The organism is Massilia arenae (genome assembly GCF_008014745.1).
Lineage (GTDB): Bacteria > Pseudomonadota > Gammaproteobacteria > Burkholderiales > Burkholderiaceae_D > Telluria > Telluria arenae.
In genome coordinates this window covers 78,734-103,605 of sequence record NZ_VPFD01000006.1, presented here as the reverse complement: position 1 = coordinate 103,605, position 24,872 = coordinate 78,734, and the positions used below count along the sequence as shown (strand labels likewise).

General features: G+C 65.7%; 15 protein-coding genes. 9 read left to right on the top strand and 6 right to left on the bottom strand.

Annotated elements, in window-relative coordinates; translation table 11 throughout:
• Window positions 1-25: 25 nt before the first annotated feature.
• Both xylG and FVD38_RS07845 read left to right on the top strand, forming a co-directional pair.
• Window positions 26-1,549, top strand: a complete 1,524-nt coding sequence (gene xylG, locus FVD38_RS07850) for a D-xylose ABC transporter ATP-binding protein (RefSeq protein WP_147934303.1) — start codon at window positions 26-28, stop codon at window positions 1,547-1,549.
• Window positions 1,550-1,564: 15 nt separating this feature from the next.
• Complete coding sequence (locus tag FVD38_RS07845; RefSeq protein ID WP_147934302.1) at window positions 1,565-2,707, top strand: sugar ABC transporter permease; 1,143 nt, start codon at window positions 1,565-1,567, stop codon at window positions 2,705-2,707.
• 21 nt (window positions 2,708-2,728) lie between these two features.
• On the opposite strand, the gene FVD38_RS07840 is transcribed toward FVD38_RS07845, so the two are convergent.
• Entirely contained in the window at window positions 2,729-4,306 is a 1,578-nt protein-coding gene (locus FVD38_RS07840; RefSeq protein WP_147934301.1) for an aldehyde dehydrogenase (NADP(+)), read from the bottom strand.
• Window positions 4,307-4,512: 206 nt separating this feature from the next.
• Between FVD38_RS07840 and FVD38_RS07835 the strand changes: the two genes are divergently transcribed.
• From FVD38_RS07835 to FVD38_RS07810, 6 genes are read left to right on the top strand one after another with little or no spacing between them, the layout of a single operon-like run.
• Window positions 4,513-6,699: a WD40/YVTN/BNR-like repeat-containing protein gene (locus FVD38_RS07835; RefSeq protein ID WP_147934300.1), complete on the top strand. Its 2,187-nt coding sequence runs from the start codon at window positions 4,513-4,515 to the stop codon at window positions 6,697-6,699.
• On the top strand, window positions 6,696-8,990 hold the full coding sequence (locus FVD38_RS07830; RefSeq protein ID WP_147934299.1) for a glycoside hydrolase family 95 protein: 2,295 nt from the start codon (window positions 6,696-6,698) through the stop codon (window positions 8,988-8,990). Before FVD38_RS07835 ends, FVD38_RS07830 begins: the two co-directional genes overlap by 4 nt.
• 32 nt (window positions 8,991-9,022) lie before the next feature.
• The gene (locus FVD38_RS07825; protein WP_147934298.1) at window positions 9,023-10,708 is read left to right on the top strand and encodes a GH35 family beta-galactosidase; all 1,686 of its coding nucleotides are present in this window, start codon (window positions 9,023-9,025) and stop codon (window positions 10,706-10,708) included.
• Window positions 10,709-10,739: 31 nt separating this feature from the next.
• Window positions 10,740-13,616 carry a glycoside hydrolase family 31 protein gene (locus tag FVD38_RS07820; RefSeq protein WP_229493497.1) on the top strand — a complete coding sequence of 959 codons (2,877 nt, stop codon included), beginning with the start codon at window positions 10,740-10,742 and terminating at the stop codon, window positions 13,614-13,616.
• A gap of 47 nt (window positions 13,617-13,663) precedes the next feature.
• The gene (locus FVD38_RS07815; protein WP_147934297.1) at window positions 13,664-14,749 is read left to right on the top strand and encodes an SGNH/GDSL hydrolase family protein; all 1,086 of its coding nucleotides are present in this window, start codon (window positions 13,664-13,666) and stop codon (window positions 14,747-14,749) included.
• A 42-nt stretch (window positions 14,750-14,791) separates the two neighbouring features.
• Window positions 14,792-15,427 (top strand): class I SAM-dependent rRNA methyltransferase, encoded by a 636-nt coding sequence (locus FVD38_RS07810; protein ID WP_147934296.1) that lies wholly within the window; start codon window positions 14,792-14,794, stop codon window positions 15,425-15,427.
• Between the two features lie 7 nt (window positions 15,428-15,434).
• On the opposite strand, the gene FVD38_RS07805 is transcribed toward FVD38_RS07810, so the two are convergent.
• The gene (locus FVD38_RS07805; RefSeq protein ID WP_123072150.1) at window positions 15,435-15,635 is read right to left on the bottom strand and encodes a hypothetical protein; all 201 of its coding nucleotides are present in this window, start codon (window positions 15,633-15,635) and stop codon (window positions 15,435-15,437) included.
• 203 nt (window positions 15,636-15,838) lie between these two features.
• Here FVD38_RS07805 and FVD38_RS07800 point away from each other — a divergent pair, with 203 nt between their 5' ends.
• Complete coding sequence (locus FVD38_RS07800) at window positions 15,839-16,588, top strand: hypothetical protein (RefSeq protein ID WP_147934295.1); 750 nt, start codon at window positions 15,839-15,841, stop codon at window positions 16,586-16,588.
• Window positions 16,589-16,592: 4 nt separating this feature from the next.
• Here FVD38_RS07800 and FVD38_RS07795 read toward each other — a convergent pair whose 3' ends face one another.
• From FVD38_RS07795 to FVD38_RS07780, 4 genes are all read right to left on the bottom strand, one after another.
• A complete protein-coding gene (locus tag FVD38_RS07795; protein ID WP_147934294.1) occupies window positions 16,593-18,173 on the bottom strand; it encodes a GH39 family glycosyl hydrolase in 1,581 nt (526 codons plus the stop codon).
• A 3-nt stretch (window positions 18,174-18,176) separates the two neighbouring features.
• On the bottom strand, window positions 18,177-19,466 hold the full coding sequence (locus FVD38_RS07790) for a helix-turn-helix domain-containing protein (RefSeq protein ID WP_147934293.1): 1,290 nt from the start codon (window positions 19,464-19,466) through the stop codon (window positions 18,177-18,179).
• Window positions 19,467-19,475: 9 nt separating this feature from the next.
• On the bottom strand, window positions 19,476-21,668 hold the full coding sequence (locus tag FVD38_RS07785) for a beta-glucosidase family protein (protein ID WP_147934292.1): 2,193 nt from the start codon (window positions 21,666-21,668) through the stop codon (window positions 19,476-19,478).
• 73 nt (window positions 21,669-21,741) lie between these two features.
• On the bottom strand, window positions 21,742-24,735 hold the full coding sequence (locus FVD38_RS07780; protein ID WP_147934291.1) for a TonB-dependent receptor: 2,994 nt from the start codon (window positions 24,733-24,735) through the stop codon (window positions 21,742-21,744).
• Window positions 24,736-24,872 lie beyond the last annotated feature (137 nt).

Here is a 24,872-nt window from a genome sequence, read left to right as displayed (position 1 = left end):
TTTTTCACGCCTTGGAAGTCTTGCGATGTCGGGCTATCTGCTTGAAATGAAGGGAATCGCCAAGCGATTCGACGGGGTGCCCGCGCTGGATGGCATCGACCTGGCGATCCGGCCAGGCGAGTGCATCGGCCTGTGCGGCGAGAACGGGGCCGGCAAGTCGACCCTGATGAAAGTGCTGTCGGCGGTCTACCCGCACGGCAGCTGGGATGGCGAGATCGTGTGGGACGGCCAGCCGCTGCGCGCGCGCTCGGTGCGCGAGACCGAAGAAGCGGGGATCATTATCATCCACCAGGAGCTGATGCTGGTGCCAGAGCTGTCGGTGGCCGAGAACATCTTCCTGGGGAACGAGATCACCTTGCCCGGCGGTCGCCTCGACTATCCGGCGATGAACCGGCGCGCCGAGGAGATCCTGCGCGGCCTGCGCCTGCCGGACGTGAACGTGGTGCTGCCGGTGAAGCATTACGGTGGCGGCCACCAGCAGCTGATCGAGATCGGCAAGGCGCTGAACAAGAATGCTCGTCTGCTGATTCTCGACGAGCCATCGGCCTCGCTCAGCGCCTCCGAGATCGACGTGCTGCTCGGGACGGTGCGCGACCTGAAGGCGCGCGGCGTGGCCTGCGTCTACATCTCGCACAAGCTCGAAGAGGTGGCCGCCATCTGCGACACCATCGTCGTCATCCGCGACGGCAAGCACATTGCCACGACACCGATGCCGCAGATGAGCGTGGACCGGATCATCGCCCAGATGTGCGGACGCGAGATGAACCAGATGTATCCGACGCTGCCCCACGCGATCGGCGAGGTCGTGATGGAAGCGCGCCACATCACCTGCTACGACCCCGAGAACCCGCGCCGCAAGAAGGTGGACGACGTCTCGTTCCAGGTGCGGCGCGGCGAGATCCTCGGCATCGCCGGCATCGTCGGCGCCGGCCGCACCGAGCTGGTGACGGCGATCTTCGGCGCCTATCCGGGCCGCCACGAGGGCGAGGTCTGGCTCGAAGGACAACGGGTCGACACCTCCGATCCGCTCAAGGCGATCCGCGCCGGTTTTGCCCTGGTGCCCGAAGACCGCAAGCACCACGGCATCGTGCGTGACCTGTCGGTGGGCGAAAACATCACGCTGTCGGTGCTGCAGCGCTACGCGCACCTGACCCGCATCGACGACGGCGAGGAAACCAGTGCGGTCAAGGAGCAGATCGCGCGCCTGGCGCTCAAGACTGCCAGCCCGGCGCTGCCGATTACGGCGCTCTCGGGCGGCAACCAGCAGAAGGCGGTGCTGGCCCGGATGCTGCTGACCGGCCCGAAGGTGCTGATCCTCGACGAGCCCACGCGCGGTGTCGACGTCGGCGCCAAGTTCGAAATCTATCGCCTGATGCTGGAACTGGCGGCCCAGGGCATCGCCATCGTCATGGTCTCGTCCGAGCTGGCCGAGGTGCTGGGCGTGTCCGACCGCGTGCTGGTGCTGCAAGAGGGCCGGCTGCGCGGCGATTTTCTCAACGATGACCTGAGCCAGGAGACGGTGCTTGCCGCCGCCCTGGGCCAGTCCTGACAAGCTAACGACACCATGGATACATCGACTCTCAAGCGGCTGTTCACTCAATATAAAATCCTGGCGCTGCTGGTGGCGGTCGCCCTGATCTGGACCTTCTTCCACTGGATGACCGAGGGCGGCTTCACCTCGGCGCGCAACGTCTCGAACCTGATGCGCCAGATGTCGATCACCGGCATCCTGGCCTGCGGCATGGTGTTCGTCATCATCGCCGGCGAGATCGACCTGTCGATCGGTTCGCTCCTGGGCCTGCTGGGCGGGATGGCGGCGGTGCTCGACGTCACCCACGGCATGCCGTTGCCGCTGTCGATCGCGGTGGTGCTGGGCGCTGGCCTCTTGTGCGGCTTCCTCAACGGCTATCTGACGGCCTATGCGGGCATACCGTCCTTTATCGTCGGGCTCGGGGGCATGCTGGCCTACCGCGGCGTGGTGCTGGGCCTGACCGACGGCGCCACCGTGGCGCCGGTCTCGCCGGGCTTCGAGCAGATCGGGCAGGCCTATCTGCCGCCGGCGTGGGGGATCGGGCTGGGAGTGCTGCTGTTCGTGCTGGCCGGCGTGCTGGCCTGGCGCCAGCGGGTCAACCAGGCGCGTCATGGTCTGCCGGTGATCGCGCTGTGGCGTTCGGTGGCTCGCGTGGCGCTGGTCGGCGTGGCGCTGGCCGGCCTGATCTCCACGTTCAACAGCTATGAAGGCATTCCGCTGCCGGTGCTGATCCTCCTGACCCTGCTAGGGGTATTCAGTTATATCGCGCGCCAGACCGTGTTCGGCCGCCGCATCTATGCGGTGGGCAGCAATATGGAGGCGACGCGCCTGTCCGGCATCGACGTGCGCAAGGTGAAACTGTGGATCTTCGGCTTGATGGGCTTGATGTGTGCGCTGGCGGGCCTGATCAACACCGCGCGTCTGGCGGCCGGCTCGCCGTCGGCCGGCGTGTCGGCGGAGCTGGACGTGATCGCCGCCTGCTTCATCGGCGGCACTTCGATGCGCGGCGGCGCCGGCACCGTGCATGGCGCCCTGGTCGGCGCGCTGGTGATGGCCAGCCTGGACAACGGCATGTCGATGCTCGACGTCGACGCCTACTGGCAAATGATCGTCAAGGGCCTGATCCTGACCCTCGCTGTCTGGCTGGATGTGGCCACGCGCAGCAATACCCGCTGACGCGCGGCCGCGTGGTGGTGCTTACGCGAGCTTCACTTCACCATCCACCAGACGCACGATCCCGAGCGGGTTGCCGTCCTTGAGCGCTTCCGGCAGCAGGCCGGCCGGCACGTCCTGGTAGCACACCGGCCGCAGGAAGCGCTCGATCGCGGTCGCGCCGACCGAGGTGCTGCGCGCATCCGAGGTCGCCGGGAAGGGGCCACCGTGCACCATGGCGTACGACACCTCGACGCCGGTCGGGAAGCCGTTGAACAGGATGCGACCCACCTTGCGCTCCAGCAGCGGCAGCAGGGCGCCGGCCAGCGCATGGTCGGTCTCCACGGCGTGCACCGTGGCCGTCAGCTGGCCTTCCAGGTGGCGGGTAACTGCCAGAATCTCGTCCTCGTTGCGGCAAGCGATCAGCAGGGACACCGGTCCAAAGATCTCTTCTTCCAGCGCCGGGTTGGCGAGGAAGGTCGCCGCGTCGCACTGGTACAGGGCGGCACGTGCGGCGCAGCCGGGGCCTTCCTGGCTGCCGTTGGCCACCAGCTGCACGCCGCTTACGCCGGTGCGCTTTCCGATGGCGTTGTCATAGGCTTGATGGATGCCAGCCGTGAGCATGGTGCCGGCCGGCTTGAGTTGCAGCGCGGCGGCGGCAGCGTCGCGGAAGGCATCGAGCTGCGGGCCGGCCAGGCCGATCACCAGGCCTGGGTTGGTGCAGAACTGGCCGACGCCCATGGTCAGCGAATCGACGAAGGCGCCGGCCAGCTTGGCGCCGCCCGCTTCGAGCGCGCCCGGCAGCAGGTAGACCGGATTGATGCTGCTCATCTCGGCATACACGGGAATCGGTTCCTTGCGCTTGGCCGCGATCTGGGCCAGCGCCAGGCCACCGCCGCGCGAGCCGGTGAAGCCGACGGCGCGGATCGCCGGATGGCTCACCAGATCACCACCGATCTGGTTGCCTTCGCCGATCAGTAGCGAGAACACGCCTTCCGGCATGCCGCATTCGAGCGCCGCCTGCAGCACGGCCTTGCCGACCAGCTCCGAGGTGCCGAGGTGGGCGTTGTGGGCCTTGACCACAACCGGGCAACCGGCGGCCAGCGCCGAGGCGGTATCGCCGCCCGCCACCGAGAACGCGAGCGGGAAGTTACTGGCGCCGAAGACGGCGACCGCGCCGAGCGGAATCTTGCGCATGCGCAGGTCGGAGCGTGGCGGCGTGCGCTCGGGCAGCGCCGAATCCAGCGTCGCTCCCAGGAAGTGGCCGTCGCGGACCACCTTGGCGAACAGGCGCAGCTGGTTCACGGTGCGGCCACGTTCGCCCTCGAGGCGGGCCGCCGGCAAGCCGCTTTCCTGACCGGCGCGTTCGATCAGCAGCGGACCCAGGTCGAGAATGCGCTGGGCGATCGTCTCCAGGAAGCGTGCGCGGAATTCCAGGGGCAGGGCGCGATACGGCTCGACGGCGGCATCGGCCAGTTCGCAGGCGCGGGCCAGGTCGGCTGGCGTCGCCAGGCCGAAATCGGGCTCGAGGTCCTGCTTGCTGGCGGGATTGTAGGCGCGTGCGACGCCGGCGCTGCCGCGCAGGATCTGGTGGCCGATGATCATTTCGCCGCTGATATTCATGTTGGATCTCCTAGTTGGACTTGATGGGGAATGGCTTTGGGCCGTCGATGTAATACGCAATCAGGCGCTGTTGCAGGATCGTCGATAAAACATTCAGCCTGAATGATAACGTTTTCTGTTAGCGCGAACATTTTAGTTGCAAGCCCCTCCTGTATTGATTAGCATGGTTGCAAGCAAGCCAATAATAAATACAGGCAGGAGACAAGATGCGTACCACGATCGCCCGTCTACCCGGCATGGGTTGGCGCAGGGTCCTGGGCGTGGTTGCGGCCGTGTGCGTCGCCGCCGCGGCCACGGCCGCCCCCGTCGTTCCGAACGGCGCCAGCTATGTCTGGGACAGCGTCGCCATCGGCGGCGGTGGCTTCGTGACGGCGATCGTGTCCAGCCGCAGCGAACCGGGCGTGGCCTACGCCCGCACCGACGTTGGCGGCGCCTACCTGTGGCGTGCGAAAGAAGGCCGCTGGACGCCGCTGCTCGACTGGGTGGGCGAGGACCAGACTGGCTTCCTGGGCATTGACGCATTGGCGATCGACCCCGATAACGCCGGCAGGGTGTGGCTGCTGGCGGGCATCGCCTACCTGAACGGCGGCCGCACCGCCGTCCTGCGCTCGAACGATTACGGCAAGACTTTCGACGTGATCGACGTCAGCGGCCAGTTCAAGACCCACGGCAACGGCTTCGGACGCCAGGGCGGCGAACGGCTGGCCGTCGATCCGGGTTCTGGTAAGCGCCTCTACCTGGGCTCTCGCCGCGACGGCCTGTTCGAGAGCGCCGATGGCGGCAGTACCTGGCAGCGCAACACGGCGCTGGCGGTAACGACAACGCCGAACGACGTCGGCCTGAATATCGTGCTGCCTGATCCCGCCAGCGTCAGGCAGGGCCGCGCGCAGAGGCTGTTCATCGGGGTGTCGCGCTTCGGCAGCGTCGGTCCTAACCTGTACCGCAGCGACGACGCCAGCGCGAGCTTCGTGCCGGTGGCGGGAAGCCCGGCCGGGCTCATGCCGCAGCGCGCTGCCTTCGACGGCGCCGGTAAGCTTTATATCACCTATGCCAACGGCGCCGGCCCGCACCCGGACAAGAGCGGCAGCGAGCCGATCGACCGTGGGCAGGTGTGGCAATACGAGATCGCCAGCGGCGCCTGGCGCAACGTGACGCCGGTGGGATCGAACCGGCCGTTCGCCGGGATCAGTGTCGACCCGGGCAATCCCAGGCGGCTGGTGGTCTCCACCATCAATACCTTCATCGCCCAGGGCGATGCACGCGGCGACCGCATTTTCGTGTCGCACGATGCCGGCGCCAACTGGGTCGACGTGATCGCGCGCGGCTTCCAGCGCGATGCGGCGGGCGTGCCCTGGCTCGAAGGCCATGCGATCCACTGGGCCGGCTCGGTCGAATTCGATCCGCTGGACCCACGAGCGGTATGGGTCACGTCCGGCAACGGGGTGTTCCGCACGCCCGATATCGAGGCCACGCCGGCCACCTGGACGTTTACCGTGAAAGGCCTGGAAGAGACCGTGCCGCTCGGCCTGGTCAGTATGCAGGGCGCGCCGCTGGTCTCGGCCATCGGCGACTACGACGGCTTCGTGCACGACGATCCGGCGCGCCCGGGGCGCATCCATCGACCAGAAATCGGCACCACCACCGGGCTCGATGCCGCCGCCCGCCGCCCGGGCAGCATGGTGCGGGTGGGCGATGCGATGCTCATCACGCGCGACGGCGGCGTCACCTGGACGCAGACGGCGACGATGCAGGGCAAACGCGGGAGGATCGCGATGTCGAGCGATGGCGCGACCCTTGTCCATACGCCGCAGGGCTCGTCGACCCTGTACCGGTCGCATGACGAAGGCGCCAGCTGGGCGCAAGTGGCGGGCCTGGCGGGCCGCGACTTGCGCGCCGTCGCCGATCCAGTCAACCCGAAGGTGTTCTATGCCTATGACGGCAAGGCGCTGATGGCGAGCAGTGACGGAGGCGCCAGCTTCGCCCCGCGCGCCAGCCTGCCGCCGGGTGGCTCGACACTGATACGGGCGCTGCCGGGCCGCGAGGGAGATTTGTGGGTGGCGCTCAAGGACGGCGGCCTGGTGCGCTCGCTCGACGGCGGCGCCAGCTTCGCGCCGCTGGCCGGCGTCGCTTACTGCGGCGCGGTCGGTTTCGGCAAGGCCGCCCCGGGCAAGCTTGAACCGACCCTGTACATCTGGGGCAGCATCGAGGGCGTGCGCGGCATCCACCGCTCGCTCGACCTGGGGCGCAGCTGGCAGCGCATCAACGACGACGCCCACCAGTACGGCGGTCCTGGCGACGGCCACTTCATCGTCGGCGACATGAACCGGTTCGGGGTGGTCTATATGAGCACCGCCGGCCGCGGCATCGTCTATGGAAGGCCTGGCCCGATATGACGATCTTCTCCAGCCTGCGCCTGCTGCTCGGCGCCTGCGCCCTCGTGCTGGCGGCGAGCAGCAGCGCTGCGCCCGAGATGGTGCTGCGCTACGACCGGCCGGCCCAGGATAACGAGCAGGGCTGGGAAAAGGAGGCGCTCCCGATCGGCAATGGCCGCATCGGCGCCATGGTGTTCGGCCAGCCTGATCGCGAGCACCTGCAGTTCAACGACATCACGCTGTGGACCGGCGACGACCGGACCATGGGCGCCTTCCAACCCTTCGGCGACCTGCTGGTCGAACTGCCCGGCCACGAGAGCGACGTGACCGACTACCGCCGCACGCTCGACCTCGAGCGCGGCGTGCACACGGTGACTTACACGCATGGCGGCGTGCGCTACCGGCGCGAGGCCTGGGCGAGCTATCCGGCGCAGGTGATCGTGCTGCGCCTGACTGCCGACCGGCCCGGCCGCTATACCGGCGCCGTGGCCCTGACCGATCGCCATGGCGCTCACCTCGCGGTGGCGAACGGACGCCTGTATGCGTCGGGCACACTGGCCGGCTTCGCGCTGCCCGACCAGGCGCCGAGCGGTAATGTGATGTCTTACGCAAGCCAGGTGCAGGTGGTCAGCGATGGCGGCAAGCTGGTTGCCGACGGCGAGCGCATCGCTTTCGCGGGCGCCGATGGACTGACCCTGATCCTTGGCGCCGGCACCAGTTATGTGCTCGACGCCGCGCGCAACTTCGATGGCGGGCATCCGCTGGCGCGCGTGACCGCACAGGTCGATAAGGCCGCGGAGCGAGTGCCAGCGGCGCTCCTCAAGGAACACGTTGAGGATGTCGGGCGCCTGTTGAAACGTGTGGCGATCGACCTGGGCGAGACACCGGCCGCGCGCCGCGCGCTGCCAACCGATGCGCGCCTGCTGGCCTATACGAAGGACGGAGGCGATCCGGAGTTGGAGGCCCAGTACTTCCAGTACGGCCGCTACTTGCTGGCTTCCAGTTCGCGCGGCTCGCTGCCGGCTAATCTGCAGGGGCTGTGGAATAACAGCCTCACGCCGCCGTGGAATTCGGATTACCACACCAACATCAATATCCAGATGAATTACTGGCCGGCCGAGGTGACCAACCTGGGCGAGCTGGCGGTGCCGTTCTTCGATTTCGTGAACGGCGTGGCCCCGGTGTGGCGCCGCGCTACGGCCGAGGAGTTCCGCCGCGCCGACGGCCAGCCGGTGCGCGGCTGGACCCTGCGCACCGAGTCCAATCCCTTCGGCGCCATGGGCTACCTGTGGAACAAGACCGGCAACGCCTGGTATGCCCAGCACTTCTGGGAACACTATGCGTTCAGCCGCGATGAGCGCTTCCTGCGCGAGGTGGCCTATCCGATGATGAAGGAGGCCAGCGCCTTCTGGCAGGATTATCTGAAAGCGCTGCCGGACGGACGCCTGGTCGCACCGCAGGGCTGGTCGCCGGAACACGGCCCGGTCGAGGATGGCATCGCCTACGACCAGCAGATCGTGTGGGACCTGTTTAACAATACGGTGGAGGCGGCCGGCATCCTGCGGGTCGATCCGGAGCTGCGCGCGACGCTGACGGCCATGCGCGACCGCCTGGCCGGGCCGCGCATCGGCAGCTGGGGCCAACTGCTCGAATGGCTGGAAGAGAAGAAGGACCCCGTGCTCGACACGCCGCAGGACACCCACCGCCACGTGTCGCACCTGTTCGCGCTATTCCCCGGACGCCAGATCGATGCCGTGCGCACGCCGGAACTAGCGCGCGCTGCGCGGCGCACCCTCGAAGCACGCGGCGACGCCGGCACCGGCTGGTCGATGGCCTGGAAGATGGCGTTCTGGGCCAGGTTGCACGACGGCGACCGCGCCCACCGCATGCTGCGCGGCCTGCTGGCGGCGCCCGGTGCGCGTGCGGCCGAACAGGGCGGCATCTTCTCTGAGCATAACAATGCGGGCGGCACCTACCCGAACCTGCTCGACGCCCACCCGCCGTTCCAGATCGACGGCAATTTCGGCGCCACCGCGGCGATCGCCGAGATGCTGCTGCAATCGCAGGGCGGTGAACTGCACCTGTTGCCGGCGCTGCCGTCTACCTGGGCGCGTGGGTCAGTAAAGGGATTGCGTGCGCGTGGTGGATACGAAGTGGATCTGCATTGGGCTGGTGGCCGCCTGCTTGGCGCCACCGTGCGCGCAGTCGCGGGAACGGGCGGTCCCGTCAAGGTCCGCTACGGCACGAAACTCATCGAGGTCGAACTGGCGAAAGGCCAGAGCCGTAGCCTGGATGTAGCGCAGTTCCGATAACGACAAGAACGACAACCAAGGAGACAACCAGCATGACCATGACTCAGATCGCGCGCCGCTTGGCACCGACGCTCGCGCCGCTATGCCTGCTGCTGGCCAGCGCCGGCGCGGCCGCCGCCGACCCAGAGCTGCCGCGCCTCGTCGAAAAGGAAGGCCGGCACGCGCTGATGGTGGACGGCGCGCCGTTCCTGATGCTCGCGGGCCAGGCCCACAACTCTAGCAACTACCCTGGCGCCTTGCCCAAGGTCTGGGCGGCGCTGAAGGATGCTCGCGCCAATACCCTCGAGATGCCGATCGCCTGGGAACAGGTGGAGCCGAAAGAAGGAGAATTCGACTTCAGCTTTCTCGACGCCCTCGTTTCGCAAGCGCGTGAAAACGATATCAGGCTCGTCATCGTCTGGTTCGGCACCTGGAAGAACACCGGGCCGGGCTATCTGCCGGAGTGGGTCAAGTTCGACAATCAGCGTTTCCCGCGCATGAAGGACAAGGATGGCAAGACGGTCTACAGCCATTCGCCGTTCGGCGAGCAGACCCTGGCGCTCGATCGCCGCGCCTTCGTCAAAATGATGGAGCACATCAAGAAGATCGACAGCGGCCACCGCACCGTGATCATGGTGCAGGTCGAGAACGAAGTGGGCACCTATGGCGTCCCGCGTGACCATGGCGAACGCGCCGAGGCGGCCTTCCGCCAGCCAGTGCCGGCCGCGGTGCTGGCGCGCCAGAAGCCGAAGGTGGCTGGCGTGAGCCAGGGCAGCTGGCGCCAGGTGTATGGCGACTACGCCGACCAGTATTTCCATTCCTGGGCTATCGCCAGCTATATCGAGTCGATCGCCAAGGCTGGCCGTGCGGTGTACGACCTGCCGATGTTCGTCAACGCCGCCCTGCGCGAGCCTTCGCTCGACGGCAAGCCGGCGGCGCCGTGGAAATCCAATTTCGCCAGCGGCGGGCCGACCTGGGACGTGATCGACATCTACAAGGCCGCCGCGCCGCACATCGACCTGGCGGCGCCCGACATCTATATGCCGGAATCGAACAAGGTGACGGCGGTGCTGAAATCCTACCAGCGGCCCGACAACGCGCTGATGGTGCCAGAGATGGGCAATGCGGCGGGCTATGCGCGCTATGTGTACCAGATCCTCGGCATGGGGGCCCTGGGCGTGGCGCCGTTCGGACTTGACTACTTCGAGTACAGCAATTACCCGCTGGGCTCCAAGTACACCGACCGCCGCATGATCGAGCCCTTTGCAACCGTGTACGGCGTGTTCGCGCCGATGCAGCGCCAGTGGGCGCGCTGGGCCTTCGAGGGCCGCACCCACGGCGTGGCCGAGGGCGACGACCGCGCGCCGCAGACGGTGGAGCTGAAAGGCTGGAAGGCAACCGTGTCGTTCCGCGAATTCCAGTTCGGCGAGCGCCAGTACCTGAAGGACAAGAGCGAATACAAGGAAGGCACCGAGAAGCCGGGCGGCGGCGTGTCCATCGCCCAGGTCGGCGAGAGCGAGTTCGTGCTCGTCGGCCAGCAGGCGCGGGTGAAGTTCGCGGGCGATGGCCCGAATGCAGGCAAGCCCTCGCTGCTGGCGCGGGTGGAGGAGGGCCGTTTCGATGCCAATGGCCGCTGGGTCATGGAGCGCAACTGGAACGGCGACCAGACCGACTATGGCATCAACCTGCCGGCGACGCCGGTGGTGCTGAAGGTCAGGCTCGGTACGTACCAGGAATAACAACGATTATTACAGGAGATCGACAATGCGTATGCGTATGAGACAGACCCAGCTGGCAGCCGCGGTGCTGTTCCTCACCTCCGGGCTCCAGGCCCATGCGGGCACTTTCCAGCAGACCGCCACCGGCATCGAGGTCAGGCCAGACACCGGCGCCAAGGTGGTGCGCCTGAACCTCATGAGCGACAACATCATCCAGGTGGTGAAGCTCGCCCAGGACAACAAGACGCTCACGCCCTCGCTCATGACGGTAGCCACCCCGTGCGCCGACAAATGCGCGTTCACGGTTACGCCTACGACAGACAATGTCCAGCTCAAGGCGGGCAAGATCGCGGCCACCGTCTCCCTGAAAGACGGCCAGGTCCAATTCTTCGACGCCGCCGGCAAGCGCTTCCTGGCCCAGGCGTCCGAGTCGATGAAGCCGGTCGACGTCGGCGGCAAGCCCTTCCTGGCGATCAAGCAGGGCTTCAACCACGGTACGAAAGACGCCTATTACGGCCTGGGCCAGCACCAGAACAACCAGATGAACTACAACGGCGAAGACGTGCTGCTGGCGCAGCACAATATGATCGCCGCCGTGCCCTTCGTCGTATCGGACAAGGGCTATGGCCTCCTGTGGGACAACAACTCGATCTCGCGCTTCGGCGACGCCACGCCCTACGACCACATGTCGCGCGACCTGGTCTTGCGCAGCCCGGACGGCAAGCAGGCCGGCCTGACTGCGCGCTACTACGTCGACGGCAAGCTGGCGCTGACGCGCCAGGAAAAAGACATCGACTACCAGTACCTGAAGGACGTGGACGAGAACTGGCCGAAAGAACTCAAGCCGGCCAAGGACCTCAAGAACGTGCGCGTGGTGTGGGAAGGCACCATGAGCAGCGACAAGCCGGGCGTGCACAAGATGCAGCTGTACTCGTCGGACTACGCCAAGCTGACGGTGGACGGCAAGGAAGTGATGGACGTGTGGCGCATGGGCTGGAACCCGTGGTATCACAACTTCGAAGTCAAATTCGACAAGAACAAACCGGTCAAGCTGCATCTGGAGTGGAAGCCGTCGGGCGGCATGGTCGCCATCACCCACAACAACCCGCTGCCAAGCGCGGAGCGCCATTCGCTGACCATGTCGTCCGAGATCGCCGAGGCAATCAACTACCACGTGATCAGCGCCGACAGCATGGACGGCGCCATTGCCGGCTACCGCCACCTGACCGGCCAGGCGCCGATGATGCCGAAGTGGGCCTATGGCTTCTGGCAGTCGCGCCAACGCTACGAGACCCAGCAGCAGCTGCTCGACGCACTGGGCGAATACCGCAAGCGTGGCTGGCCGCTCGATAATATCGTGCAGGACTGGTTCTACTGGCCCGAGGATGGCTGGGGCTCGCACGACTTCGACAAGACCCGCTTCCCGGATCCGAAAGGCCTGGTCGACGCCGTCCACAAGCAGAACGCGCGCATCATGCTGTCGGTGTGGGGCAAGTTCTACGCCAATACCGACAACTACAAGGAGTTCGCAGCTAAGGGCCATATGTGGACCAAGAACGTCGAGAACGGCTCGCGCGACTGGGTCGGCAAGGGTTACCTCAACAGCCACTACGATCCGTACACCAAGGAAGCGCGCGACATCTATTACCGCCAGCTCAAGACCAAGCTGGTCGATCTGGGCTTCGACGCCTGGTGGATGGACAATACCGAGCCGGACGTGCTGTCCAACAGCCGCCTGGAAGACTTCAAGGAGCTGATCGGACCGACCGTCTACGGCGCCGGCGAAATCACCTTCAATCCCTACAGCCTGGTGAGCACGGGCGCCATGATCGATGGCCTCAAGCGCGACCAGCCCGACAAGCGCCAGTTCATCCTGTCGCGTTCGGGCTTCGCGGGCATCCAGAGGAATGCCGTGGCGGTGTGGAGCGGCGACACGGTCGGGCGCTGGAACAATCTGTATGACCAGATCGCGTCGGGCACCAATATGTCGATGTCGGGCGTTCCGAACTGGACCCACGACATCGGCGGCTATGCCCAGGAAGTGCGGTTCCAGACCGGCGACGTCGGCTCGGCCCAGGAAAACCGCGTCACCAGCCGCGCCAAGGCCAATCCGGAAGACATGGAAGAGTGGCGCGAGCTGAATCACCGCTGGTTCCAGTTCGGCGCCTTCACGCCGCTGTTCCGTTCGCACGGCGAAGTGGTCAAGCGCGAGATCTATAACATCGCCGCCGGCGACGACGCGATGCGCGACAATATGGTGTGGTGGCTGAAGCTGCGCTATCGCCTGATGCCGTATATTTACACCGTCGCCTCGGACACCCACTACCGCTCGGGCACCATGATGCGCGGCCTGGCGATGGACTTCCCCAACGACGACAAGGCCAAGAACGTCAAGGACCAGTATATGTTCGGCCCGTCGTTCCTGGTGGCGCCGGTGTACGAGTACAAGGCGCGCCAGCGCCAGGTCTACCTGCCGGCCGGCGCCGACTGGTACGACTTCCACACCGGCGAGCGCCACCAGGGCGGCGCGACCCGTACCATCCAGGCGCCGCGCGAGCGCATGCCGCTGTTCGTCAAGGCCGGCTCGGTGATCACGGCCGGCCCGGTCACCCAGTACGTCGACGAGAAGCCGGATGCGCCGGTGACGGTGTTCGTGTACGCTGGGGCGAATGGCGTGGCGACGCTGTACGAGGACGACGGCGTCTCGAACGGCTACCAGCGTGGTGAAGCCAGCCGCATCCCGATCAGCTACGATGACAAGGCCGGCGTGGTGCAGATCGGCGAGCGCGCCGGGCGCTATCAGGGCATGGTCGAGAAGCGCGAGTTCAAGGTGCGCCTGATCAAGCCGGGCGTGTCGACCGCGGCCGATATGGATGCGTCGGACAAGTCGGTGGTGTATGACGGCAAGCCGGTAAGCATCAAGCTGTAATTACCCGCCGGGCACGTGCGCGTGCCCGGCACTTTCGATTGAAACCCATGAACATCTTTCCCTTCGCCGCAGGCCTGGCCTTGGCCGGGTTGCTGGCGCTGACGCCTGCCCACGCGGTCGACACGGTGGCGCCGGACCACCAGCACCTGCAGTACACGGGCCGTATCGACTTCAGCGATCGGCGTGCCCCGGTGTTGAGTTGGCCCGGCACGTCGGTGGAGGCCATTTTCACCGGCACCTCGCTGGCCATCGTCCTCGACGACCAGCACGGCAAGAACTACTACAACGTCTTCCTCGACGGCGACACCGAACGGCCGATCATCCTGCAGCTCGACAAGGGCAAGAAGACCTACCTGGTGGCCAACGGTTTGAAGCCCGGCGCGCATCGTGTTTTGCTGACCAAGCGCACCGAAGGCGAGGAGGGCGCCACCGTCTTCCTCGGCCTGGAGCTGGACGATAAAGCGTCATTGCAGGCACCGACGGCCAGGCCGGGACGGCGCATCGAATTCTTCGGCGATTCCATCACCAGCGGCATGGGCAACGAAGCGCCTGACGATGGCGAAGACCACCACGGCAAGGACAAGAACAACTACCGCTCCTATGCCGCGATCGCCGCCCGCCAGCTCGGCGCCGAAGCGCATTTCACCTCGCAGGGCGGCATCGGCATCATGATCAGCTGGTTCCCGTTCACGATGCCTGACTTCTACGACCAGCTGAGCGCAGTCGGCGACAACGACAGCCGCTGGGATTTTTCGCGCTGGACGCCGGACGTGGTGGTGGTGAACCTGATGCAGAACGACAGCTGGCTGATCGGGCGCGACCACAAGCTGCAGCCCGAACCCGATGAGGCGCAGCGAATCGCGGCCTATCAGGACTTCGTCGCGCGCGTCCGGTCGCTGTATCCGAAGGCCTATATCGTGTGCGCGCTCGGCAGCATGGATGCGACCAAGGCCGGTTCGCCCTGGCCAGGGTATGTCAAGACTGCCGTCAAGAATCTGCGGACGGCGGGTGACACGCGCATCGACACGCTGTTCTTCCCGTTCACCGGCTACGGCAAGCACCCGCGGGTGGCGCAGCACCAGGCGAACGCGGACTTGCTGACCACATTCGTACGGCAAAAAATGGGGTGGTAGGCGAGTGCGGTATCATGCCGCCCTTAGTCAAGAAAGCCGCACATGCTCATCATCACCATCAAGCAGGGCAAGGAAAAGTCGATCCTTGCCGGCGATCCCTGGATCTACCAGTCCGCCATCGAAAGAGTCGAGGGCAAGCCGCACGAACGCAACAAGATCGGTGTCACCGCCGTCGTGCAGTCGTCGTCGCGCCAGTTCCTGGCGCGCGCCGCCTACAACGGCAAGTCGCAGATCGCGGCCCGCGTCTGGACCTTGCGCGAGGATGAAGCGATCGACCATGCGCTCATCAAGCGCCGCGTGCAAGCAGCCATCGAGCGTCGCGCCGATACCTGGCGTGCGATTGGCCCGGATGCGCTGATCCAGCTGATCGATGGGGAAAAGGATGGCTTGCCCGGCCTGGTGGTGCAGGGCTATGGCGGCCCGGACGGCTACCTGATCTGCCAGTTCAATGCCGGCGGCGTCGACCTGTGGAAGGTGCCGGTGGTGCAGGCGCTGCTGGCGGCCACCGGCTGCCCGAACGTCTACGAGCGTTGCGATGCGCTGGTGCGCAAGGCGGAAGGACTGCCGTTCACACCGGGCGCCCTGGCCGGCGACGAGCCGCCGCAGCGCCTGACGGTGCGCACGCGCGAGAAGCTGGCGCCGATGGATATCCGCACCGGCTTCACCTACCCGCGCTGAGCGGTTTTCAGGCCAGTGCTTCCTTCGCTGCCTCTTCAGGCGTGAGCGAATCGTAGAACTGGTCGGTGAACCACTCGATCTCTTCCTCGATGTGATCCTGGGCCTCCTTGACGGTGGCGCCGCCGGCGACCAGGAAACCTTCCACTTCGATGCACCACTGGATGAACGCCAATGTTTCTTCGTCCAGTTCTTCTTCCTTCTTTGCCATATCGTTTCCCGTATTGTTGCGTGACCAGTGAGCGCTGGATCGATGCGATCAGCGTTGCACGATTCTAACGTAGTCGGATGTCGAGGCCAATGCTTCACCACCACGATGTGCCAACCGGCGCTTGGCTTGTTATAGATATAAGGTGCCGCCCGCGCTGCGCGTCATGATGCTCCCTCTATCGACGCATATTCAGGGAGGTCGCGATGAAATTGCTCTTGGCGCGTATCGTGCTCGCCAGCTCGGTCCTTGGGCTGACAGGTTGCGCAGCATTCGATTGGTGGCCGCAGTCGACGGCCAAAGCGGACGTAAAGACGCCGCAGTCCGCGGATGAACCTGCCGCCAGTCCGGCGACATATCCGCGTACTCCCGATGCCGGGTCGACCGTGACTGCCAGCTCGACCGAAACCTCCGCCGCCGCCGTGGCGACGGCCTCGGCGCCGGACGTCGCCGCGCCAGTCGCCGCGGCCGGGCTCGATAGCGCGGCCATGGTCGACATGCTCGGCATGGCCTGGCAAGGCCTCCAGCGGCCGCAGCCTGTCGACCCGGCCATCTCAAAATACCTCGGCGGCTTCGGCGTCGTGATCGACATGCTGCAAAGAGGCTTCGATGCCCGGGCGGCGCGTGAGGCGTACGCGGGCGTCACGCGACTGCGCGACGCCATGGGGCCGGGAGAGACGAAGATCATCCATATCCGGCAGGGAGCGGACGGCCGGGTCCAGGTTATCGAAGTCCCAGGCCGCTTCGCGCCCATTGCGAAGAACCCGGGCGAGAAGGTTATCGAGTCAGAGATCGTCACGCCCGAGGTCGTCGTCCAGCGCGATGGCAGTCTGCTGCACATATTCACCTCGCGAGGTGTGCTCACGCAAAAGGCGAGGGCGAGCTATGACCAGGAATGGCCGGCGTTCTATAAACGTTCGGATGCGGCGATCGCCGCCATCCTGGCGCGAGGCTGACCCATCATTTTGCCGGGGCGAACTGGAGTAGATAGACGTCGTTCTCGCGCAGCGGCAGGCTGGTGGCCAGCCTTCCGTCAGCGCCGACGGTGACCGTCTTTTGTTGCGACGGCTTGCCGGTGGCCTGTGCCTTGAGCGTCGCGACCTGCTGCCGCGTCAGCTGTTTCGGCGAACCCATGCCGATATAGGCGGTGAAGGCGTCGTTCTGCTTGTAGCCGACCTGCGACACGGTCATCGCGTAGGCGCCCGGCTTCAGGCCCCGCAGCGCCACCGCGACCTGGCCCTTGGGCTTCGGCGGCAAGTCCTTGATGTAGAACTGCTGGTTGTTGACCTTGTCGGGCAGCGTGTGGGTCACGTCCCATAACAGGACCTGGGCATTGCCCTTGTCGTCGAGCGTCGCCCAGGAATCCTTGTCGGCGTTCTTCAACTCCGTGTGGCCGAGCTGGTTCAGGAACTGGTAGGCGAAATAGGCTGGTTTCTTGATGCCTTGCGTGTTCATCAGGCCGAAGCCGCCGTGGAAGGCCTCGAAGCGCGGACCGGGCTCTTCGAAGATATCGGTAAACACCCAGTACGACATCGACTGCACCGCGCCGCTGCTCTGCTTGAGCTTCTTGAGGATGTAGGCGGCCTGGTGGTAGCTGTCGTGGGTCGGATCGGCTGGGGTGTACGACGAACTCCACTCGGTATAGTGCAGCTCGAGTTTCGGCATGGTGGAAGCGGCGATTTCCTTGCGGTTCTTGAGCACGTCGCTGGCCACCGCCATGTCGTCGCGGCTCAGGATCGTCCCGGTGGTGCCGAATTCGTCCAGAAAGCCCTGGCTCACGCCGTAGGAGTGGGTGCTGACGAAGTCCAGCGGCACCTTGTTCTTGTCAGCATAAGTGATCATCTCGGGAATCCAGGCCGCGCCGGCGGTGGCCGGCCCGCCGACCCGGTAGGACGGATCGACGCGCTTGACCGCGCGGGCCGCATGCGCGTACAGCTTGAAGTACTCGTCCTGGGTGCCGGCCCAGAAGCCGTCCAGGTTCGGTTCGTTCCACACCTCGAAGTACCAGCTTGCCACCTCGTCGCGGCCGTAGCGTTCGGTCCAGTGCCGCGTGAGGGCCTCGATCAGGCGCTCCCACTGGCCATAATCGCGCGGCGGCGTGACGTTGCCGCGCCACCAGAAGATGGTCTTGGTGCCGCTGGCCATGGCATTGGGCATGAAACCCAGCTCCACGAGGGGCTTGATGCCGATCGAGAGTAGGTAGTCGAACAGCGAATCGATGTACTGGAAGTTGTACTGTTCCTTGCCCTGGGCGTCGATCTTGTACACGGCCATGTCGTCGGTCAGGAGGCCATGGAAGCGGATATAGCGAAAGCCCGCATCGCGCCGGATCTCGGCCAGTTGCTGTTGCCAGTCGGCGCGCAAGCCCTCGTTGGCGCGGCCCGCGCCGACCGACAGGTTGAACATGCGATCGAGCTTGCCCTGCACCTGGGTGACGTCGACGTCGATAGTGCGCTGCTGCGCCTGCGCGGCCAGGGGTAGGGCGAAGGGAAGGGCGCACAGCGCCGCGACGACGGCGTGCAGGAGGCGCTTCTGCTTCATGGGTCAACTCTCTGATGGTGAACAGGACGAAGTGCCAGCATACGTCGGGCTGGCTCTTGCGGCGTGGTCCATGCGGATAGTTGAAGCAATCGTGCCGGACGTTTCAGCTTGCTGGGCAGCATCGGGCGCGCCCGCAAGCGAAGCACGGAACGCCTTCGGCGTGCAGCCATACTCCTGCCGGAACAACTTGTTGAAGTAAGAGGCGTTGTTGTAGCCGACCGTGTACGCAATCTCGGAGACCGTGGCCGATCCCTTCTCGGCCAGCAGGCGCGCCGCCTCGGTAAGGCGCAGCTTGTTCAGGTAGCCGGTGAAGGTAAAACCCAATTCGGCCTTGAGGATCTCGTTGACCTTGTTGCGGTTGACGGCGGCGGCCTGCACCACGGCTTCCAGGTCCAGATCGGCCTCGGCATAGCGGCTCGCCATCGCCTGCAGGATGGCCGCCTTTTCGCGGTCACGGCGCGGCTCGAGCGGCAGTTCGAGCGAGAGCTGCTGGTAGGCCACGATTGGCAAGTCCTTCTGCAGCTTGTCCTGCAGTTCGCGGCGCAGAGCGCGCGCGTGGGCGCGGAACAGCCACAGGCCGAAGCCGGCCCAGGCCAGCAGCACAAGCGCCCCGGGGGCGAAGATCCAGCGCAGGTCGCGGCCGTGCAAGGTGAGGCTGCTGACATCGACCACCAGCGGCACGTCGCGCGGCGTCTGGAAGGTGCTGCCGATGGCGAGTTTGGGCACCTGGTCCAGGCGATAGGATTGGCGCGACAGCGGCAGCCCCGCATGGGCGAACCACCATTGCGGCGTCTCCATCCGCGTCAGGTCCAGTTCGACCCGGCTGCCTTGCTCACTGCAGGAAAAGAAGCTTGAGGGAGCGCGGTAGCTGGCCGGATCCCCGCGCCGGGACAGACCCTCCTCGAAGGTCGGCGCCACCAGCGACAGGGTATTCTGCGGCGCGCAGGTGGCGACGAAGGACACCGAGGCATACCGCGTCAGGTCGGCATGCACCGGTTCTCCATCCGGTCCCAGGAAGAACAGGTTGGCTTCGGCGTACGGATAGGCCGTGCCGCTGGCGACGTTCAGCGCCATGCGCAGGCGCCGGCCGTCGTCGAGCACCCGCACGCTGGAGGCGCCGCCGACCGAGGCATCGACACCCGGACGGACACGCCAGGCCGCCTGGCTGTCTCCCGGACTGCTCAAGAGAGCAACGTCGAGGAAGCTGCGCCGATAGCCGGCGAGGCCCATGAGGACGCTCGCGATGAGCAGCGCCACGAAGGCCAGCAGCGCCCGGCGTTGGAAGGCGTGCATGGCGTACCCTTAGCGTGCTCCGGCCGCGAACTCGCGCGCCGGAAGGCGCACGGTCACCGTCTGCACCGGCGCATCGGCAGCTGTCGCGAGCATCACGCGGTATTCGCCGGCCGCTGTCTTCCAGCGGTTCGACGCGGCATCGAACACCGCCAGCGTGCGCGGGTCGACGGCGACCTTGCTGGCGCGGCGCTCGCCGGCATTCAGGGCCAGCTTGTCCCAGCCGCCCAGGCGCTTGGGCGCTTCCCAGCCGGCGCCGTCCTTCGACACATACACTTGCGGTACCGCCTTGCCGGCGCGGGCGCCGCTGTTGACGGTGTCGAAGCTGACCTGGATACCGCCGTCCGCCGCCTCGGCCTTGAGATTGGTGTAGGTGAAGCTGGTGTACGACAGGCCGTGGCCGAAGGCGAACAGCGGTTTGATGCCCTTCAGGTCGAACCATTTGTAGCCCACCGCCGCGCCTTCGATGTCGTAGTCCACGTCGAAGCGGCTGTCCTTGGGCAAATCCAGGCCATCGAGTTTCGGGCGCGGCAGCTGGCTCTCGGACAGCGGGAAGGTCTGAGGCAGGCGTCCAGAGGCATCCACTTCGCCGCTCAGCACGCGTGCGATCGCTTCGCCGCCATTCGTACCCGGATACCAGGCCTGGACCACCCCGGCCACGGCGTCCACCCACGGCATCGTCACCGGAGTGCCGGTCTGCAGCACCACCACCGTGCTCGGATTGGCTTTCGCAACAGCGGCGATCAGCGCATCTTGTGCGTTCGGCAGCGAGAGATTCGGCACGTCGTTCGCCTCCGAGGTCCACTGGGTCGCGAACACCAGCACCACGTCGGCGCCGGCGGCGACCTTCGCGGCGCCTGCCGCATCCTTGCCGTCATGCCAGTCGAGCTTGGCCTTGCTGCGGCGGGCCAGGGCCTGCATCGGCGATCCTGGCAGATAGACCATCGGCCCCGGCCAGGCCGCCGGTCCCTCGTTCGGCACCGCCATGCCGCCGCGCGGATAGACCTGGGCCGAGCCGCCGCCGGACAGCACGCCCTTGTTGGCGTGGCCGCCGATGATGGCGATCCGTTTCAATCCCGGGGCCAAGGGCAGTACATTGCCCGTATTCTTGAGCAGGACGATGCCTTCCTCGGCGTCTTCCTGCGAGATGCGGCCGTGGGCGGCGTAATCGATGTCCTTGTCGCGGACCTTCACTGGATTATCCAGCACGCCGTGCGCGCCCATCGCCCACAGGATGCGCGCCACCATATCGTCCAGGCGCTGTTCCGGCACGTGGCCGTTCTGCACCGCCTCTTTCAGCGCGCCATCGAAGTAAGGCGATTTGTCGAATGGGTAGCCGGACTGCTGGTCCAGGCCTGCCAGCGCCGCCGGGATGGTCGAATGGACGGCGCCCCAGTCGGACATCACGTAGCCTTTATAGCCCCAGTCGCGCTTGAGCACCTTGTTCAGCAGGTGGTCGTTCTCGCAGCCGTACACGCCGCCGATGCGATTGTACGAGCACATGACCGAGCCCGGATTGCCGCGTTCGATGGCGATCTGGAAGGCCAGCAGGTCGGACATGCGGCCGGCCGCGTCGTCGATCTTGACGTTCAGGTGGTTGCGGCCCGTCTCCTGGTCGTTGTAGGCGTAGTGCTTGATGGTCGAGATCACGTGGTTCGACTGCACGCCGCGAATCTGTTCGCCGGCCATGATCCCGGCCAGCAACGGGTCTTCGCCGGTGTACTCGAAGTTGCGGCCGTTGCGCGGCTCGCGCGCCAGGTTGACGCTCCCGCCCAGCATCACGTTAAAGCCCGACAGGCGCGCTTCCTTTCCGATCATGGCCGCGCCCTTGAAGGCCAGCGCGGGGTTCCAGGTGGCGGCGGTGGCGATCCCCGCCGGCAGCGAGGTGCGCAGGCGCGTCTGCTTGCCCGGTTGCGAGGCGACGCCGATGCCGGCGTCGGTCAGCCACTGCGGGGTGATGCCCAGGCGTTCGATACCCTTGATATAGCCGGCCGACTGCACCAGCGCCTCGGCGGGCGGCTGCTTGCCCTGGAATTCGGTGCCGAACTGGCCGAACACCATGCCGATCTTTTCGTCGATGGTCATCTGGCTCACCAGTTTTGCCGCGCGTTGCTGGGCGTCGTCGGGGGCTGCTTGCGCGCACTGGACGGCGCAGGCGGCGGCGAGGGCAATGGCCCAGCGGGCGTTCGGCAAAGCTTGCTGCATATTGTTGTCTCCTTATCTTCTTGTTTGATGGCCGCGCCGCCCATGAAGGACGTGCGTGGCCGGCTCGCTCAACTTAGAACGACACGCCGAGACGCACGCTGTAGCGCGGACCCGTCACGAACCACGCGCGGCCCTTGTCGCCGATGTGGTGGGTCATGATCTGCTTGTACTTCGCATCGGTCAGGTTCTGCGCCTGGAAGTCGATGCGGTAGTTGTCGTTGAACTTGTAGCTGACGCCACCGTCGAGCTGGCCATAGTCGTCGGCCCAGATCGGCAAGCCCCAGGCGACCACGCTCTGTCCGAAGGTCGGGCTGTCCGGGTTGCTGTCGACACCGTTCGTGCCATTGGTGCCGTTGTTATTGTTGCCCAGCAGGCTCTTCGAACGCCAGCTCCAGGCCAGGCGCGCCGACCACGGACCGCGGTCGTACAGCAGCGCCAGGTTGTAGGAGTTGCGCGACATGTATTCCAGCGGCAGGTCGCCGAAGGTGCGGCCGTCGGTGTCGCAACCGTTGAGGTTCAGGTTCAGGTTGGCCGCGTTGTTGCCAGCCGTGCACCAGGGCGAGAACACCGGGTTGTACAGGTCGCGCTTGGTCTTGACGTGGGTGTAGTTGGCCTGCACCCCGAAGCCCGCCAGCCAGCCCGGCAGGCGGTCGAAGTACTGCTGGTAGGCGACTTCGACGCCGCGCGCGCTGCCGCGTGCGCCGTTCACCGGCGTGGAGACATTGAAATCGATTGCACGTCCGGCCGAGTCGGTCAGCTGGTAGAAGGAGCTCTGCTTGATGATGATGTCGCGCAGGCGCTTGTCGAACAGGCCGACCGTGAGCGAACCGGCCTTGGCGAAGTACCATTCCGCGGTCAGGTCGATGTTGCGCGAGGTGATAGGACGCAGCAGTGCATTGCCCTTTGCCTCGCCGACATGGCCGATCGAGGTCACGTTGGTGACTTGCCCGGCCCCGTTGCCGGTGGTGGTGCTGGTCACGTTCTGGCTTAGGGTGGTATAGGCCTGCAGCTGGTCGAAGTTCGGGCGCGACATGCCCTTGCCGATGGCGAAGCGGAACTGCAGCTCGTCGCTGGCCTTGAGCCGCAGGTTCAGGCTCGGCAGCCAGTTGTGGTAGCTGTTCCTGTAGTCGTCGCGGCCGGCGAACGGGGCGATCACTGGCACTGGCAGACCCGTGGTGCCGCCCGGCGGAACGACGAAGGTCGAGTTGTAGACGGTGTAGCCATACGAATCCGAATCGGTCTTCACGTAGCGCAGGCCGACGTTGCCGTCCACCGGGAAGCGCAGGTCGTCGAAGGCGAAGCGCAACTGGGCGTAGGCCGCCTTGGTCTTCTCGGACTGCTCGTTGTCGCCCGACGGGTTGGCTTCGCCGAAGGCGGCCGGCGTCCATGGCGTGCAGCTGTTGCCGGCTTCGGCGCACAGGATGTCGTGGAAGCTGTGCAGCTGGGAGTAGCTGGCGGGGAAGCCGGCGGTCACCGACGACGCAGGGAAGATGATCGCCGGAACGCTGGCGTCACCGTTGAAGAAGTTGTTGAACTGATTGACGGTGGTCGGGGCCTGGAAGCGCGGGTCGCTCAGATAAGCCAGATTATTGATCTGCCACGGCATCATCCAGCGCTGCGAGATGCCGACCCAGTGGTAGTCGGGATTCGAGACGATGGTCTTGGCGTCGCGGTCGGTGAGGCGCACGCCGATCCGCAGGTCGCGCAGCACCGGGTGGTCGAAGTCGTATTTGACGTCGCCTTTCCACGCCTTCTGCTCGGCCACGCTGCGGTCCAGGTGTTCCTGCGAGAACGCCCAGAAGAAGTTGTTGGGATCGCTCATCGCCGCCGCCTGCGCCGGGCTGAAGGTGATGCGCGGCAGCGAGCCCGTCACGTCCAGGTTCAGCTCCGGCATCAGCGTGCCGAGGGCCACTGTCGAATCGAAGCCTTCCGAACGCGCCTTCACGTGCTGGAAGTCCGAGGTGAAGGTCCAGTTGGTGGCCGGCTTCCATTCGACGTTCCAGGCGATGTCGGTGGTGACCGAGTCGCGGGTCGCGGTGCGGGCGTTATTGGCGTACTCGATGCTGCCGGCGGTCGGGTTGGTGATGGTGCCGCTCAGGAAGGCGCCATTGGCGTCGTACACGCCATTGCTCACGCGCAGATTAGTCGGCGTGCCTTCGGCCGAGAACAGCGCATTCTCGTCCCAGCGCATATCGTATTTGGAGCGGAACCAGGTCAGGTGGCTCTTGAGGGTATTGTCCTTCTTCCACTGCAGCGCGCCGTAGGTGCCCTGGCGCTTGCGGTCGAAGTCCAGCGTGCGCCACTGCGCGCCTTTCGGGATCCACACGGTGCGGCCAGGCTCGGCGCCGGCGACCGGATAATACGGTTCGACCTGGAAGGCGTCGGTGCGGGTCACGCTGCGCGAGCTGGCGAAGTTGACCAGGGCGCCGAACTCGCCGATGCCGGTCTGCCAGCGGTTCGAATACAGGAGCGAGCCGGCGGGGCGGGCCTTGCCTTTCTTGAGCTCGGAATACGTGCCTTCGATGCTGCCCGAGATGCGCTGGCCCTTGATGTCGAACGGCAGGGCGGTGCGCAGGTTGACCAGGCCCGAGATCCCGCCTTCGATTTGCTCGGCCGACGGGTTCTTGTAGACGTCGATGCCGGCCATCAGCTCGGGCGGCACGTCCTCGAAGTTCAGGGCCCGGCCGCCGGTGGACGAGAAGGAATCGCGGCCGTTCAGTTCCGAGCGTACCCAGGAGAGGCCGCGGATCGACACGCCCGAGCCTTCGACCGAGAAGTGCTCGGGATCGGCGCGCGACATGGTGCGGTCGATGGTCACGCCCGGTATGCGCTGCAGCACTTCGGTAATGGATTTGTCGGGCAGTTTGCCGATGTCCTCGGCGACGATCGAATCGACGACTTCGTCCGAGTTCTTCTTGAGTTGCTGGGCACTGTCGAGGGCGGCGCGCTGGCCGGTGACCGTGACTACCTGGGGAGCCGCTGGCGCGGGTTCCTGGGCGAAGGCTGCCGACAACCAGCACAGATGTGCGACGCCCACGGCAATGGCCGACTTGTTCAACTGTCTCATGTTGTGTCTCCGTCTTTGTTGTGAAGAACCCGTCTATGGGATTCTTTTCAGGTGCTACCGGGGTTGTCGGCAGTCCGCGGCCGCATAACCTGTCAGTAAATATAACACCTAATGTTTGGCGCAATCATTGGGTTTTT